Below are 16,511 nucleotides of genomic sequence, written 5' to 3' on the forward strand. Positions count from 1 at the left end.
TGTCTGGTTAAAAGGCGTATTTGACGCTGAGTTCGACACTTCGCTCCGCACCGTACCAGCAGTTGGCCTGATCGTAACAAGTCGAGTATTCCTCATTAAATACATTATTGGCGATCAGGTTGGCGGTTACCCCGTGAAGCGAATCACTCAGGGCCCCCAGATCATAGCCAAGCGACGCATCCACCACCGTGTACGATGGCACTTTACCCTGAGTATTGGTGGCATCCATCTGCATTTCACCAACATAGCGGGCACCGAGGCTCAAGCGACTGCCGTTCAGCAGCCCATTGTAGACGTAGTAATTGCCCCAGATATTGGCCATATTTTTCGGTACGTAAATCGGTGTCGTCCCTTCCAGGCCGTTATCGCTGTCCTCGGTAATTTCCATATCGGTATAGGTATAACTGGCTGAGATATCCGCATTGGCATTGATAAACCAGCGGCCCTGTAACTCAACCCCTTGTGACACGGCTTCACCCACTTGCAGATCACTCTGGTAGTTAGCCGACGACGGATCGGTGATCACCACGTCTTTCTTGGTAATGTGGAACAATGACGCCGTTGCTTCGACCTCACGTTGTGGTGACTGATATTTGATTCCCGCCTCAATCTGTTCGGCGGTTTCGGGGCTAAACGCCCGACCAAACTGACTGACACCGGCCACAGGTTCAAAACTGGTGGCGTAGCTGAGATACGGAGCTACACCGTTACTGAATGCATACAAAGCACCGACCCGATAAGAGAACTGGTTATCGTCTGCTTTCTGACCAAAACTCTCCGACTCAAAGCGGTCATACCGTCCACCTGCAATCAACACCCATTGATTCCAACGCAGTTGATCCTGGAAGTAGAACCCGGTTTGTTCACTACTGACATCATCCTGCATCCGATAAACCTCACTCAGGCTGCCAGAGCTGAGCAAGTGATTGTTGGGCTGGAATACATTGAACGCATAAAACGCACTGTCGCTGGTGGCGTACTCTTTGTAATCTGACTCACCGTCCAGCTTCTGATAATCTACACCTAACAACAAGTTATGCTGAACCGCGCCCGTAGTGAACCGGCCGGACAACTGGTTATCCACCACATAGCCTGTCGATTCCTCTTCCGTGCTGTAGATGTTGCGCACCAGTGTGCCGCTGGCAGAATCAAAATTCGCGGCCGTGTGGTACGTGTTGTGCTGTGTCAACGAAGCATCGCTGTAGCGGAAGTTCTGTAAGAACGACCAGTTCGCGTTAAAATCGTGGTTCACTTTGTAGCCCAGCATCAGAACTTCACGCTCAAATTTACTCCACGCAGTATCGCCTGCAAAAGTAGACGGCGACGTGGAGCCATTTGGATTACGCACCAACATGCCAGAAGCTGGCAACGACGAGTTCATTCCCATCGACGGATCGTTCTGATAGTAAAGATTGACATTAATCAGCGTGCGGTCACTGACCTGCCAGTCAAGCGACGGAGCAATCACATAGCGCTCTTCTTCGGTATGGTTGACCTGCCCATCCTGCTTGCGTGCCAGAGCAATCAAACGGTAGGACAGATCGCTATCACCCAGCTGGCCGGTGGAGTCTACTGACGCTTCCATCAGATTGCGTGACCCCGTCGCGACGCCGATTTTAGTCTCAGAGCTCTGCTGAGGTGTTTTGGCAATCATATTGACCATCCCACCAGGAGGCATCGCTCCGTAAAGCACTGACGTCGGACCTTTGAACACTTCGACCTGCTGCAGCATGATTGGATCAATTTGCGGCTGAAGGTTCCAACCTTTGAGCGTTTGCAAGACCAAACCATCGTAATAACTCTGATTGACCGCAAACCCTCGAATGGTGAAGGTATCGTACATGGTCACCGCCGCCCCTTTGGTTTCCGTCACCACCCCTGGCGCGTAACGCAGTGCCTGATTCAGTGACTGTACGCCACGCTGCTCTAATTGCTCCTCATCGATGACGGTGATGCCCTGTGGCGTCTCTTCAGGTTCAAGCGCCGACTTGGTTGCGGTGTTGCGGTACGCTTTGCCCAAAACCGTCATTGTATCTGGCTGAGCTGATGATGTGGTGTCAGCAGCGAATACCGGCGTCGTTAAGACGCCAAGCAGCGCTAACGTCATAGTCGAACGTTGGATGTGTGTTGGAAGTTGCATGTGTTCCTCGAATACCAATGCCTTTCTTAATAAGAATAAATATCATTTGCATTCTACTTATTTAAGGAGACGAAAGTTAACAATTTGGTGCATCCTGCGACTTTTCACTGACAAAACACTCAAATCAGCGCAATGGTGAGGCGCACATCCGAATAATAGGGAGCCAATACTCCATGACCGCGTCATGCTGATCGGCAGCGTATCCGGGAGGATAGGATTCGAGTTCAAAACCATCGATGCCGCGGTAACCCGACTCAGGCAACCAATGAACAATAAACCAGTGCAGCGTGACGGGTAAGCGATCAATCGGACCGCGATGTCTGAGCACCGCATAAGTCTGCGCTGGTACCGTACATATGCTCAATCCTTCAGCGGTCAGAGTGTTGGATGCCAACCCAGCCCAATACGTCAATTGACCACCTTCCGACGGCGCGTGTGTTACATCAATCACGCCCAACTTGGGGCAGGACGCTGCAGACAGTGGCTGCAGTTTTTGTTCTAGCTGCTGCCATAACGCCGGCACTTTCTCCGCAAAATCCGGCGTCGTAGAAAACAGACCATGAATCGAGTCATGAACGCCCGTCAATTGAAACGACGGACGGCTTTCGACACGGACATCAACCAATGGCACTTGGTGTCGCTCATGCTCGGGTAAGGTGGGACGTTGAATCGGTTTACGCAGACCAGTGCGTTGTCCGGTTTGACGATAAGCGCGCGGGCTCAGGTTAAACATCTGCTTAAATGCCCGGCTGAAGCTTATCTCTGAGTTAAAACCCAGACTGAGCGCAATATCGATGATGCGCTGCTGACCGTCGAGCAAGCGTTCAGCAGCTTCACTCAGTTTCAATTCACGCACATATTGAGCAACCGTCGTACCGGTCTGATGCTGAAAGACGCGTTGCAGTTGCCAGCGCGACCAACAGCTTTGCTGGGCAATCTCATCGAGGGAAAGCGCGCTATCCAGATTATCATGAATAAAATCGAGCGCTTTGCCGATGCGGTTTAGTGCGGCTGACGACTTTTCTGCGTGAGACTCTGATGCCATGACGGTTTCACAATGTTCCTGAATGAATTCAGTCTCTCACATTCACTCATTCGCGCAAATAAGCAATCCGTTTTACATTCATAAGGCTCACAATTGCTGTTCCAGTAACGAGATCAACTGCGGAGATGTCGGAGACACAGAACTTGGGAACGTGGCGACCACATTTCCCTGATTATCAATCAGGTATTTATAAAAATTCCAGCGTGGCGTGACACCGGCCTGGCGAGCAATTTCGGCAAACACCGGATTGGCCTGACTGCCCTTGACCGAACTGCGTGCCATCATTGGGAACGTTACACCATAATCGAGGTAGCACACCTTGGCGCTATTCTCCTCGCTGCCGCGATCCTGATAGAAGTCATTGGAAGGAAAACCAACCACAACAAAATCCCGTTGTTTGTACGTTTGATACAATGCTTCTAACTCCTCGAACTGAGGCGTAAAACCACACTGGCTGGCCGTGTTCACCACCAACAGCGTTTTGCCGCGAAACGAGTCGCACAAGTTGATTGACTGGGTCGAGTTCAACAGTTGCTGGTTGCCCTGTAACACCGCCGGGCAACTCTCCGCCTGCACCACCCCAGTCATGAGCAGAGGGATGAGGCTCAATGCTGTCCATTTCATATTTGTCTCCTTTTTGACCACTTTAGAGCTTTTTACCTACGCTGTAAGGAAAAGATCACCAAGACTTAATTTCATTATTTATTAATAATTTATGACAAAAACGCGTCATTATTTAATCGATTGCCTTCTCAATAGTTGATGTATGTCAAAGAGTCGTAGACAATACCCTGCCGTTTCATACGCCCAAGACCCTGTGTTTTGCCTATCGCTTTAATAGGCACGACCTATTATCTATTTGTAAGTGGCGCTGCTAACGTTGCGCATACTGATTTAAGTACCTCGCCCTTATAGGAAAGATGATGGTAATACCTGAAAATAGTAGCATCGTGATATTTGGTGCGTCCGGGGACCTGACTTACCGTAAGTTGATCCCTGCCCTTTACCACCTTTACGCGAATAAACAGCTTCCGGAATCCTTTGCGATTTTAGGCGTCAGCCGAACTGAATACAGTGATGAGTCATACAGAGAGAAGCTTAAGCGCTCGCTTCAGGAAATGGAAAAAACTGAACCAGAGACGCTGGATGCTTTTATCAACCACCTTCACTACCAGGCCATCAGCACTTCTGATACCCAAGATTACGCCAAACTGGTCACCCGCCTCGACCAACTGGCTGATGAATATAACTTCGAACAGCGTAATACGCTCTTCTATCTCGCAACCCCACCAAGCCTTTACAGTGTTATCCCTGCTAGTCTGGCCGCTCATGGTCTGAATGACGAGAGCAACGGCTGGAAACGTCTGATCATCGAAAAACCTTTTGGTTACGATCTGGAATCGGCGCGTAAACTGGATAAAGACATCCACGAGCATTTCCAAGAGCATCAGCTGTACCGTATCGACCACTATCTGGGCAAAGAAACCGTTCAGAACCTGCTCGTTTTTCGCTTCTCCAACGCGATGTTCGAACCACTGTGGAATCGCAACTACATTGAGTACGTCGAGATCACCGGGGCAGAATTCCTCGGCGTAGAAGAACGTGGCGGCTACTACGACGGCTCAGGCGCGGTACGTGACATGTTCCAGAACCACCTGCTGCAAGTGCTGGCCATGGTCGGTATGGAGCCACCGGCGCAAATTAACGCCGACGCAATGCGTGATGAAGTAGTGAAAGTGCTTCAGTGTCTGAAACCACTCGAAGAACACGATCTGCGTAACAACTTGGTGATGGGTCAGTACACCGGCTCTGATGTACGTGGTCAGTTCCTACCGGGCTACCGCGAAGAACCTGGCGTGGCAGAAGACTCACGCACCGAAACCTATGTGGGCCTGAAAGCCTACATCAACAACTGGCGCTGGAACGGTGTGCCTTTCTATGTGCGTACCGGTAAACGCCTGCCGACACGCGTGACGGAAGTTGTGATTCACTTTAAAGCCACGCCACACCCGGTGTTTGGCCAGAACGCACCAGAGAACAAGCTCATCATCCGTATCCAGCCAGACGAAGGCATTCAGATGAGCTTCGGCCTCAAAGAGCCGGGCGCCGGATTCAACGCTAAAGAAGTGAAAATGAACTTCCACTACGCGTCGCTGCAGGAAACTCAGATGCTGACGGCGTATGAACGTCTGCTGCTTGACGCACTGAATGGCGATGCCACTCTGTTTGCACGTAGCGATGCTGTGGAAGCTTGCTGGAAATACGTTCAGCCGATCCTCGATTTCAAACAGGATCCGCAGTCACTGTTTGGCTACGCTTGTGGTACCTGGGGGCCGAAAGAGTCTGACCAGTTACTGGAGCGCGATGGCCGCGCATGGCGCTTCCCTTGTAAGAACCTAACCGACACGGATTACTGCGAACTATGATCAATCACAAGATATTCCCGACGGCCGATGCCGTGGTCGAATCCCTAGCGAATGACATGAAAGCCTACAGTGAGTTGGGTCGCCCTGTGCACATCTCACTGTCTGGCGGCAGCACACCTAAAATGCTGTTTAAACTGCTGGCTTCTGACGCTTACGCCACCTCTATCCAGTGGCAGAACCTGCATTTCTGGTGGGGCGATGAGCGTTGTGTGGCACCGGATGATGCAGAAAGCAACTACGGTGAAGCGAACACATTGCTGTTCAGCCAAATCGACATTCCAGCAGGCAACATTCACCGCATCTTGGGTGAAAATGAGCCACAAGCTGAAGCGCAGCGCTTTGCACAAGAGATGACAGACGTCATCCCATCAGAGAGCGGCACGCCCGTATTTGACTGGATTTTGCTGGGTGTTGGCGCCGACGGCCACACCGCTTCCCTGTTCCCGGGCAAGACCAACTACGACGACGAGAACTTGTCTGTGGTTGCGAGCCATCCTGAATCCGGCCAGCTTCGCGTATCGAAAACCGCGAAAGTACTGGAAGCTGCAAAACGCATCAGTTATCTCGTTCTTGGCGCAGGTAAAGCCGAGATCGTTTACGAAATTCACACAACTCCGGCTGAAGATCTGCCTTATCCGGCAGCCAAAATCCAGTCTACAACTGGTGAAACGGAGTGGTATTTAGATTCAGACGCAGCAGCAAAGATTGCTTAAGCGCTTGCTTGTCGAAAGAGTAATTGGAGAGAAATAAAATGAAAGGTGATATCGGTGTAATTGGCCTGGCAGTAATGGGCCAGAACCTCATCCTGAACATGAACGACCACGGCTTCAAAGTGGTAGCGCACAACCGTACTGCAGCAAAAGTTGACGAATTCCTGGAAGGCCCGGCAAAAGACACTAACATCGTTGGCGCATACACGCTGCAAGAGCTGGTTGATAAACTGGAAGCACCACGCAAAGTGATGCTGATGGTTCGTGCTGGTGCGGTGGTTGACGCGTTCATCGATCAACTGGTTCCTCTGCTGGACAAAGGCGACATCATCATCGACGGTGGTAACACAAACTACCCAGACACTAACCGCCGCGTTGCAGCACTGCGCGAAAAAGGCATCCACTTCATCGGTACTGGCGTATCAGGCGGTGAAGAAGGCGCTCGTTTCGGACCGTCTATCATGCCAGGTGGCGCACCAGAAGCTTGGCCAGCAGTGAAACCTATCTTCCAAGCAATCTCTGCAAAAACGGATGCGGGCGAGCCATGCTGTGACTGGGTCGGTAACGACGGCGCTGGCCACTTCGTGAAAATGGTTCACAACGGTATCGAATACGGCGACATGCAGCTGATCACAGAAGCTTACCAGTTCATGAAAGATGGCCTGGGCATGACAGCCGACGAAATGCAGGCAGTGTTCGCTGACTGGAACGAAACTGAGCTGAACAGCTACCTGGTCGAAATCACTGCTGACATCCTTGGCTACAAAGATGAAGACGGTGAAGCACTGGTTGAGAAGATCCTCGACACTGCAGGCCAGAAAGGTACCGGTAAATGGACAGGTATCAACGCTTTGGATCTGGGTATTCCACTGACTCTGATCTCTGAATCTGTCTTTGCGCGCTGCCTGTCTGCACTGAAAGACCAGCGTGTTGAAGCAGAAAAACTGTTTGGCAAAACCATCACTCCGGTTGAGGGTGACAAACAAGAGTGGGTTGATGCACTGCGTCAAGCGCTGCTGGCTTCAAAAATCATCTCTTACGCACAAGGCTTTATGCTGATGCGTGAAGCGTCAAACGAAAACGGCTGGGACCTGAACTACGGTAACGTGGCTCTGATGTGGCGCGGTGGTTGTATCATCCGTTCTGCATTCCTGGGCAACATCCGTGATGCATACGAAGCGAACCCGGACCTGGCATTCCTGGGCTCTGATGATTACTTCAAAGGCATCCTGACCGGTAGCCTGGCCGCATGGCGTAAAGTAGCAGCGAAATCGCTGGAAACCGGTATTCCTATGCCATGTACGACGTCTGCCCTGACCTTCCTGGACGGTTACACCACTGCTCGTCTGCCAGCGAACCTGCTACAGGCACAACGTGACTACTTCGGCGCGCACACTTATGAGCGTACTGACCGTGCACGTGGTGAATTCTTCCACACCAACTGGACTGGTACAGGCGGTGACACGGCGTCGACTACGTACGACGTATAAGACGTAACTTGGAGCGGATTCAGCCCCAAGCCTACGCCTAAAATTTGAGCATCAAGGAGGATGTTAACAAGGTTAACATCCTCTATTTTTTGTCTACTCGGAAATTCCGGGGCCCGTGATCACCTCAGGGTGTTCAGTGGATTAATCTTGAATGAGAGATTTCGACGATGACTATCAATAAGTACTATGTCTTTGTTCCGCAGGCAGCGGACGGTGAAACACATAAGGAACATGAAGTTCAGTCCGAGAAGGAAACTCAACGTCAGGCGATGGTCAGACAGGCGCAGCAACAAGGCGGGTTGTAAGCGTCGGTTTGATACAAAAAGAGCACCAAAAGGTGCTCTTTTTATTTCCCACTCAGAAAGCAAACTTAAGCGCGGTCTGAGCATTGAACTGCTCAGCATCCCGATAGGTGTTGTAACCACCGGACAGTTCCAGAGACACCATCTCTCCCAACATGAATTGCGACGTGAGCTTGTAGTCGTTCATTACGTGCTCATCCAGATACGAAATCCGATAGCGCGGCGTGAGCGCCAGAAACGGAGTTACAGCGTAAGCAAAACCGATATCCGCCGCCACCCCATACTCGTCAAATTTGGCAGAGCCACCGTTCTGATGATCCCGTTCAACTTGATAATTATTGACACCCAGGCTGTAGAAAAGAGAGGAACGCTGGTAATTTTGGTAACCACCCAGTGCCAAAAACGTATTACTGATGTCTGTATTCCCGGCCGTGGTTCCTTCGTATTCGATTTTTGCGTATCCATCTAATGCCTGAGGAGAGAAACTTGCAGTCGCATTCACACCAAACAGATCACGGGCACCTTTATTCTTGTAATCATCCCCGAGAAATGCCCCCAGACTATGGCTCTTTTGTTCCCCATATTGTAATCCCGCGCCAACATAACTGTACTTACCCAGTGACCCTTGTGCCGCCATTACACCAGAGCTCATCACCAACATTAAAGAGACAGTAACGATTCGTTTCATTTGAACAATTTCCTGAATTAAATAACTGGCAGGAAATTATCACCAAATAAAACATCGTTCAATTAAATCTTGAACACCGTACAAAATAGACTAAAACGCAATAATATCAACAAATATTAGTCTAACTTAATATGCTAATACGTTACGCCTTGCACCGAACCCCTAGCGCCTTTAACTTGCGATACAGGGTGTTACGACTAACGCCCAGCATGCGTGACGTTTTACTGATATTGCCTTGATTGGCACGATAGGTCGCCAACAAAGTTTCATCGACCGTGGTGCGCAGATCTTTCTCAGCGGCAGGTTGAGACACAGTTTGGGTCAGCGTTTTTTGTAGATGAAGTGGAATATGGTTCAGTGTCAGGGTCGGTTCTCCCTGCGCCATCAACGCCGCCACTTTCAACAGATTGTCCAACTCTCTGAGGTTTCCTGGCCAGGGGTAGCTAAGCAGTCGAGCGAGTAACGCAGGACACAAGGTTTGATCGGCAGGCTGAGCGTATTTTTGATGCATCGTATGTATCAGCGCCTGTTTGTCTTGCCGTTCGGCCAACCGCGGCAGTTCAAGCAGCAAGCCATTCAACCGATAGAACAAGTCCTGACGGAAACCTCCCTCACTGACCAGTTGTGACAAGTCTTTATGCGTAGCCGCAATGATCTGAATATCCACCGTTTCACTTTGGTTCGATCCAACTGGCGCAACCTGCTTATCCTGCAAGACATGTAATAAACGGCTTTGTGCCTGCGGTGGCAGATCGCCAATTTCATCGAGAAACAAAATCCCCTGATGAGCCTGGCGGATCTTACCCAAATATCCCTTCGGACTGGCGCCCGTGAACGCCCCCGGCGCATAGCCAAACAATTCGGATTCCACCAGATCTGCGGGCAGTGCGCCACAGTTCACCGAGACCAAAGGCGCTTTGCGCCTGCCGCTCTGCTGATGCAGCGCTTTGACAAACTCATTCTTACCCACACCAGTTTCTCCGACGATCAACAGACAGATGTCTTGGTCGATCACCCGGGTTGCCTGCTGCCAGGCCAGTTCGATCTGCTCATCACCACAATGCAGCAAGGTGGATGCCGAGTAGGATCGTCGGGCAGTCGTCGACGTGGGCTGACCCAGCTCTTGAGTGGCAACGGCCAAATTCATAGGACTTCGGGTCAGTTCAATCACATCCTGCACCGAGTTGCCCAGCACCGGATGCTGTGCCAGCAGCTGAGAAGCCACCTGATTGTGCGCCACCACCAGCCCGGTTTCATCGGCAATCAGAATACCCTGCCAACCGCTGGTTAACAACGCAGGGTCGAGGGCGAGGTCAACTCTGAGAGCGGCATTAGGAATCCAGTTCAACAGTTGGTTTTGTATGCGCTGAACCATGTTCTGCACCAGCAATTGAGTCGAACTGTCGTGTTGTTGCTGCTCACTGGTCACATCCAGCAGCCCGATCATGTTCCCACGGTGATCAAAAATAGGACAAGCGGAACAACTGATGAAGCGATGCTGCAAAATGTAGTGTTGATCACCGATCACACTGACCGGTTGCTGCTCGATCAAAGCCGTGCCAATGGCATTAGTGCCTTTCAGGTTTTCCTGCCAGCACGCTCCGGAACTCAACGCAATGGTGGTGAGTTTTTCACGAAATTCAGGCTGTCCCCAACTGGCCAGAATCACCCCTTCGGTATCGGTCAGGATCAAACGACTGTCGCTGCGGGCAAACAGTTGATTAAACAGCGGCAATGCCTGTGCACTCACCGCATCGATCAGGTTAGCGGTCTCTTCCCTCCGAGCTTTGAGCATCGCAGGAGATAAACGTACGTCATCGGGCAGGCGCCGGGCTCTCAGGCCCGCTTTTTCGCTCCGTTGCCAGGAAGAGGATAACCAGTGATCCGGCGTCGGGGTAGATAACTGCATAACTGTTCCATTTCGTTACATGTTCGCTGTGTCATTTCGCCACACTCTGAACACTGGCATCGGTTTCCCAGCCTGGCAAAGGTGTGTCTGATTCGGATTGTTATTATCCCTTAATCATAGCGTTACATTTTTTTAACAACAAATCTTCTCAGTCTGGCCTGTGATTTGCGTTTTAAACAGAGATGGAACATGTGCGATGCGCACACTAAACAACAAAAAACGCAAACACAAACGAGAAGGATCGAACCATGATTTACACGCAACCCGGCCAAGCCGGCTCAGTGATTGAATTTAAAAGTCATTACGATAACTACATCGGAGGTGAGTGGCGCCAACCAGTCACAGGTGAGTATTTTGACAACTGTTCACCGGTGAACGGGAAACCATACTGCAAGGTCGCCCGCTCTACGGAAGACGATATCAATCTAGCCTTGGATGCCGCGCACGGTATCCGGGCGCAATGGGCCGCAACCAGCGTCACCGAGCGAGCCAATATTTTGCTGAAAATTGCGGACCGGATTGAGACACACATGGAAGAGCTGGCCGTGGCTGAAACATGGGAAAACGGCAAGCCAGTACGAGAAACACTCGCCGCGGATTTACCTTTGGTGGTGGATCACTTTCGTTACTTCGCTGGGTGTATTCGGGCTCAGGAAGGCAGTGCCGCTGAGCTGGACGCGACCACAGCGAGCTATCACTTTCCTGAACCGGTCGGCGTAGTCGGCCAGATCATTCCGTGGAACTTCCCAATGTTGATGGCCGCCTGGAAGTTGGCACCCGCGCTGGCTGCCGGTTGCTGCGTGGTGCTGAAACCGGCAGAACAAACTCCGACCTCGATCTTGATTCTGATGGAAAAGATCGGCGATCTGATCCCGGCGGGCGTCATTAATGTGGTCAACGGTTTCGGTTCGGAAGCGGGTCAGGCGCTGGCCACCAGCAACCGTATCGCGAAGCTGGCCTTTACAGGCTCGACCGACGTCGGCCATCACATCCTCAAATGCGCCGCGGAAAATTTAATTCCTTCCACCGTTGAGCTGGGCGGCAAATCACCCAACATTTACTTTGAAGATATATTTGATCACGAAGATGAGTACCTCAGCAAATGCATTGAGGGCATCTTGCTGGCCTTTTTCAATCAGGGGGAAGTCTGTACCTGTCCGTCGCGGGTGCTGATCCATGAATCCATCTACGACCAGTTTATCGCCAAAGTCATTGAGCGGGCTCAGACCATCAAACAGGGTAACCCGCTCGATACGGAGACTCAGGTCGGCGCGCAAGCCTCTCAGGAACAATTCGATAAAATTCTCAGTTATCTTGAAATTGGCCGCCAGGAAGGTGCCGAAGTATTGATCGGCGGTAACGTTGCGCCGCAGAAAGACGATCTGAGTGATGGCTTCTACATTCAGCCAACAATGCTCAAGGGCAATAATCAGATGCGTGTTTTTCAGGAAGAGATCTTTGGGCCGGTGATTGCGATAACTACATTTAAAGACGAAGCCGAAGCGCTGGCGATCGCGAACGACACTGAATACGGGCTAGGAGCCGGCGTATGGACACGGGATGCCAACAAAGCGTACCGCATGGGGCGTAAGATTGAAGCGGGCCGAATCTGGGTTAACTGTTACCACGCCTATCCGGCTCATGCCGCGTTCGGCGGTTACAAAAAATCCGGAATTGGTCGGGAAACCCACAAGATGATGCTCGACCACTACCAGAACACTAAAAATTTGCTAGTGAGCTATGATGTCAATCCACTCGGTTTCTTCTGAAGAATAGAAGCGGCCAAAACAGAGCGCCATCAGGCGCTCTTTTCATCGTTAGACTGACGACGCTTGTCTCTGATAAAAAGTATGCCACCGACCACCAAAGCAGCGACCGACACGGTAAACAGCGCAGGCATTTCCAATACCCAGGCTAATACGGCCGTCACAAAGGCAACAAACGTGATCATCCGGCTGCCGGACATAACTCGACCGAGTTTTCTGCTCATAGTGCCTCCTGTCAATCAGACGTTGAGAATACTCTAACCTCGTTCGGCTAAGAACGTTCTGATGATATTTTGCACAACCTTGCCGAGTATTCATCCTGTTTACTATTAATTTCCCGCTTGAGTCACAAAAAATAGAATGGCGTTCCATATATATAAACCAGACAAATCATTACGTTCGAATCATAAAAAACCCGGTCTGAGACCGGGCTTGAGATAGAACCAATGATCAGAAACCCCGCATCTGAATACGACGCAAAAACTCAGTCATGATCCGGTCGTAAAGCAAATCGCCGAGGAACGCATCCTCAACATGACGGTCAATGCTCGGGTTATCATTCACTTCTATCACGTAAACCTGACCGTCAATTTCTTTCAGATCCACACCATATAAGCCGCCACCAATCAGGTTGGCCGCTTTTACCGCCACATCCACTACCGCTTTAGGCACCTGTTTCAAATCAAGTGTCTCAAAACCGCCGGAAGAAACCCGGCCGCTGCTGTGATGCTGATATATTTGCCAATGTCCACTGCTCATCATGTACTTACAGGCATAAATCGGCTGACGGTTCATCACGCCAATGCGCCAGTCGAAATCGGTCGGCATAAAGGCCTGAGCCAGAATCAGAGCGCTTTTTTCAAACAGCGCCGCCGCTTCTTTTTCCAGTTCGGCTTCTGTGCGTACTTTCACCACCCCGCGCGAGAACGCCCCGTCCGGAATCTTCAGTACCATCGGCAGCGCCAGCTGCGCCAGCAGATGCCGTTTCCATTCCGGATCCATACCCTGAATGATGACACTTTGAGGCGCTGGTACTTTGTGTCGGTGCAGCAATTCCGTCAGAAAGACTTTGTTGGTGCACTTCATGATAGACTCGGAATCGTCCACGACCACCAGCCCTAACTTTTCAGCCGACTTAGCAAATCGGTAAGTGTAGTTGCTGATGTTGGTGGTCGCACGGATAAACAACCCATCAAACTCCCCCAACCGGCTGATGTCGTCCGGAGAGATGGTTTCCAGATTCATCCCTAAACGGCTGGCCGCTTTGCGAAAATGCTTCAGTGCCGAGGCATCAGACGGTGGCATTTTTTCGTCCGCATCCACCAGCATGGCAATGTCGTAACGTGCCTTTTTCTCCAACTTAGGCTTGCGCCATATTTTGGTCGAGAATTGCTCCAGCGCCGCGATGAACATATCCTGTTCATTCCCCGCCAGATCCTGAAAGGCAGACGGCGCTATTCTGGCAATTTGCCACTGGCCGTTGAGTTGGGTCATTTCCAGTTCTATTACTGGAACCATAAATTGTTCAAACAGGCGCTTCGCCAGTTTTTCCAGCCCCACCTGTTCGGTGCGACCGAAATAAATCTTACAGCGTATTTCGCTGAGCTCCTGCGGCAATTTATGGGCTTTGAAATTGCCAGAAGAGAGTAGAAACGGCTGGTTGATGTCATTTAGCGCCATTACACTCGGGATCACCCGGTGGCCCCGGGCCTCCGCCATCAAGGAGCAGTAATAACCGCTACCCATGTAATGATAATCACGACACAAGTTCACTACCTGCACATTTTTGTGCCCAGCAGGCCACTGCCCACCTAGGTACTGATCCACACTCACCACCTGTTCAGACGGGAAATAATCCTGCCAGTCACTGGTGCTGTCAGTCACGATTAAAAGATTTGCCATTGGTGTATTTTTCCTATTGCAATAGGTTTATTATCGCGAGGCAATCGTGCGTGCCTTGTTTAAGGAATACGGATGGACATCCGCCTAGCTCTCTCTCGAGACCTCTCCGCTCTTAACGAACTGGAAAACACCCTGTTTGACGGAGATAAAATTTCTCCACGTCAAATGAAGCGTTTCCTACAGTCAGGTCAAGCCATGATTTTCGTTGCTGAAGATAGGGGCACTCTGGCGGGTTACGCTTTGTTGCTATTTCATCAAGGTACACAGCTGTCAAGATTGTATTCGATTGCCGTTAAACCTGATTTCAGAGGCCGGGGAATTGCGCAATCTTTGATTGAACAATGCGAGCGTGCTGCTCTTGATCAAGGTTGCATTACATTACGACTAGAAGTGCGCGAAGACAATACGTCAGCGATAAAATTGTATGAAAAATTAGGCTTTAAAACGTTGCGTTTGCTGGTGCATTATTACGATGATCTGTGTGATGGTCTACGAATGCAAAAACGCCTGTCGCCACAAGGCCCGAGCGTGACGCTGCCAATGCCACTCTACATCCAAACCACACCATTTACCTGTGGCGCAGCCTGTCTGCTGATGAGCTTTGCCTGCCTGGATCCTCACTATCAACCGAGTCGTTCACACGAGCTGCAACTGTGGCGTGAAGCCACTACCATTTTTATGGCGGCGGGGCACGGCGGGTGCAGTGGGCAAGGCCTGGCACTGGCGGCCGCAAAACGCGGCTACCATGTCGAACTGTGGAGCCAGTCTCAGAGCACTCCGTTTATTGACAGTGTGCGCGATCCCAACAAGAAAGACGTGATAGAGATCGTTCATCAGGATTTTTGCCATCAGTTGCTCTCTCAGGACGTGGCCACGATTGCATCCCCACCCAATCAAGCCATTCTGGAGCATTGGGTAAGCCAGGGTGCCTGCGTGCTCCTGCTCATCAGCACTTACCGTTTCGATGGTAAAAAAGAGCCGCACTGGGTGATACTGAGCGGGATGAACGAGCAATTTTTCTTCATCCATGATCCCCATGCACCGTCAGAAAAAGACACTGTTGCCTCTGCGTACGTGCCCGTGGGCAAGCGCCTGCTGACGCAGATCCTGGGGTTTGGAAAGCAGAAACACACCGCGTGTGTTGTGATTGAACCAGCCACCGAAGCTACAGCTTCAGCGCCGGTTGAATAAAATCAATGAACGCCGATATTCGCCGCGCCACCGACGAAGATTTGTAATATACCGCGTTGACCTGTTCGCGGCCGGATATCGGCTGATATTCATGCTCCAGCAGCGCAATCAAACGGCCCGCGGCAATATCTTCCCGAACCATAAACCCGGACAAACAAGCAATCCCATTGCCCTCCAGAGCCAGCAAACGCACGGTTTCACCATTACTCGAACTGATGGTCGGTTCAATGTAACCGGCGCCTTGCAGTGGCCAGCGATTCAGATTACGCGCCCCGACAAAACCGATGCGTTCATGATGCGAAAGATCTGCCGCTGTGGCTGGTACACCACGTTGGCGTAGATACGCTGGCGATGCCACGATAAACAGTTGGCTGGTGCCCAGAGGACGGGCATGCAAGGTCGAGTCACTCAAGTCGCCGATACGAATGGCAATGTCGGTGCGCTTTTCCAGCAAGTCGACAAAGCCTTCATTTGACGACAGCTCCAGCTCAATGTCCGGGTACGCCTGTTTAAAAGGTTTGATCAAAGGAATCAGCTGATGAAACACAAACGGGCTCGCCGCGTCCACCCGCAAACGTCCTTTCGGCCGTTCCCCCCGGGCAATGACCTCTTCTTCCGCTTGCTGAATCAGAAGCAAACCACGCCGGACGGTATCGACGAACTGACGCCCTTCATCGGTCAGCTCTACTCTTCTGGTGGTGCGGTTAAGCAACGTCACACCAAGCTGCTTTTCCAGTTTGCTGACGGCTCGGGAGACACGGGCTACCTGTACATCCAGGTTGTCTGCCGCCGCCGAGAATCCACCGCTGTCGACTACCGCCAGCAAAATTTCCAGATCGTCAGAACGGGTTAACATGCTTCTCTCCAGATCAATATTGAATTTTTCTAATAATAACAAAAGTTATTTGTAAATAACGCTGTTTTTGACAAAGAAAAACTTCT

At 51.0% G+C, this 16,511-nt stretch carries 14 protein-coding genes; 6 read left to right on the top strand and 8 right to left on the bottom strand.

Annotation, left to right across the window (positions count from 1 at the left end):
- Positions 1-7: 7 nt before the first annotated feature.
- From VPR01S_RS16715 to VPR01S_RS16725, 3 genes are all read right to left on the bottom strand, one after another.
- Entirely contained in the window at positions 8-2,140 is a 2,133-nt protein-coding gene (locus VPR01S_RS16715; RefSeq protein ID WP_021706544.1) for a TonB-dependent siderophore receptor, read from the bottom strand.
- Positions 2,141-2,264: 124 nt separating this feature from the next.
- Complete coding sequence (locus VPR01S_RS16720; RefSeq protein WP_021706545.1) at positions 2,265-3,185, bottom strand: AraC family transcriptional regulator; 921 nt, start codon at positions 3,183-3,185, stop codon at positions 2,265-2,267.
- A gap of 87 nt (positions 3,186-3,272) precedes the next feature.
- A complete protein-coding gene (locus tag VPR01S_RS16725; RefSeq protein ID WP_021706546.1) occupies positions 3,273-3,809 on the bottom strand; it encodes a glutathione peroxidase in 537 nt (178 codons plus the stop codon).
- A gap of 299 nt (positions 3,810-4,108) precedes the next feature.
- Between VPR01S_RS16725 and zwf the strand changes: the two genes are divergently transcribed.
- The 4 genes from zwf (at position 4,109) to VPR01S_RS22890 (ending at position 8,116) form a co-directional block, all read left to right on the top strand.
- The gene (gene zwf / locus VPR01S_RS16730) at positions 4,109-5,611 is read left to right on the top strand and encodes a glucose-6-phosphate dehydrogenase (protein WP_021706547.1); all 1,503 of its coding nucleotides are present in this window, start codon (positions 4,109-4,111) and stop codon (positions 5,609-5,611) included.
- Positions 5,608-6,324 (top strand): 6-phosphogluconolactonase, encoded by a 717-nt coding sequence (pgl, locus tag VPR01S_RS16735; protein ID WP_021706548.1) that lies wholly within the window; start codon positions 5,608-5,610, stop codon positions 6,322-6,324. The genes zwf and pgl overlap by 4 nt, the downstream gene beginning before the upstream one ends.
- A 38-nt stretch (positions 6,325-6,362) precedes the next feature.
- Entirely contained in the window at positions 6,363-7,811 is a 1,449-nt protein-coding gene (gene gnd / locus VPR01S_RS16740; RefSeq protein ID WP_021706549.1) for a decarboxylating NADP(+)-dependent phosphogluconate dehydrogenase, read from the top strand.
- A gap of 167 nt (positions 7,812-7,978) precedes the next feature.
- A complete protein-coding gene (locus VPR01S_RS22890; protein ID WP_021706550.1) occupies positions 7,979-8,116 on the top strand; it encodes a hypothetical protein in 138 nt (45 codons plus the stop codon).
- A 52-nt stretch (positions 8,117-8,168) separates the two neighbouring features.
- On the opposite strand, the gene VPR01S_RS16745 is transcribed toward VPR01S_RS22890, so the two are convergent.
- Together VPR01S_RS16745 and VPR01S_RS16750 are read right to left on the bottom strand one after the other, a co-directional pair.
- Complete coding sequence (locus tag VPR01S_RS16745) at positions 8,169-8,801, bottom strand: hypothetical protein (protein WP_021706551.1); 633 nt, start codon at positions 8,799-8,801, stop codon at positions 8,169-8,171.
- A gap of 142 nt (positions 8,802-8,943) precedes the next feature.
- The gene (locus VPR01S_RS16750; protein WP_021706552.1) at positions 8,944-10,710 is read right to left on the bottom strand and encodes a sigma-54-dependent Fis family transcriptional regulator; all 1,767 of its coding nucleotides are present in this window, start codon (positions 10,708-10,710) and stop codon (positions 8,944-8,946) included.
- A gap of 248 nt (positions 10,711-10,958) precedes the next feature.
- Here VPR01S_RS16750 and exaC point away from each other — a divergent pair, with 248 nt between their 5' ends.
- Positions 10,959-12,479 (top strand): acetaldehyde dehydrogenase ExaC, encoded by a 1,521-nt coding sequence (gene exaC / locus VPR01S_RS16755; RefSeq protein WP_021706553.1) that lies wholly within the window; start codon positions 10,959-10,961, stop codon positions 12,477-12,479.
- Between the two features lie 29 nt (positions 12,480-12,508).
- Here the strand turns inward: exaC and VPR01S_RS16760 are convergent, their stop codons facing one another.
- Both VPR01S_RS16760 and VPR01S_RS16765 read right to left on the bottom strand, forming a co-directional pair.
- Complete coding sequence (locus VPR01S_RS16760; protein ID WP_021706554.1) at positions 12,509-12,700, bottom strand: hypothetical protein; 192 nt, start codon at positions 12,698-12,700, stop codon at positions 12,509-12,511.
- A gap of 226 nt (positions 12,701-12,926) precedes the next feature.
- Positions 12,927-14,378 carry a RimK family ATP-grasp domain-containing protein gene (locus tag VPR01S_RS16765; protein WP_021706555.1) on the bottom strand — a complete coding sequence of 484 codons (1,452 nt, stop codon included), beginning with the start codon at positions 14,376-14,378 and terminating at the stop codon, positions 12,927-12,929.
- Positions 14,379-14,450: 72 nt separating this feature from the next.
- On the opposite strand from VPR01S_RS16765, the gene VPR01S_RS16770 reads away from it, so the two are divergent.
- Positions 14,451-15,569 (top strand): GNAT family N-acetyltransferase/peptidase C39 family protein, encoded by a 1,119-nt coding sequence (locus VPR01S_RS16770; RefSeq protein ID WP_021706556.1) that lies wholly within the window; start codon positions 14,451-14,453, stop codon positions 15,567-15,569.
- Here the strand turns inward: VPR01S_RS16770 and VPR01S_RS16775 are convergent.
- A complete protein-coding gene (locus tag VPR01S_RS16775) occupies positions 15,544-16,425 on the bottom strand; it encodes a LysR family transcriptional regulator (RefSeq protein WP_021706557.1) in 882 nt (293 codons plus the stop codon). The two genes, VPR01S_RS16770 and VPR01S_RS16775, sit on opposite strands and share 26 nt — an antisense overlap.
- Positions 16,426-16,511 lie beyond the last annotated feature (86 nt).

Origin of the sequence: Vibrio proteolyticus NBRC 13287, assembly GCF_000467125.1 — a bacterium.
Taxonomy (GTDB): domain Bacteria; phylum Pseudomonadota; class Gammaproteobacteria; order Enterobacterales; family Vibrionaceae; genus Vibrio; species Vibrio proteolyticus.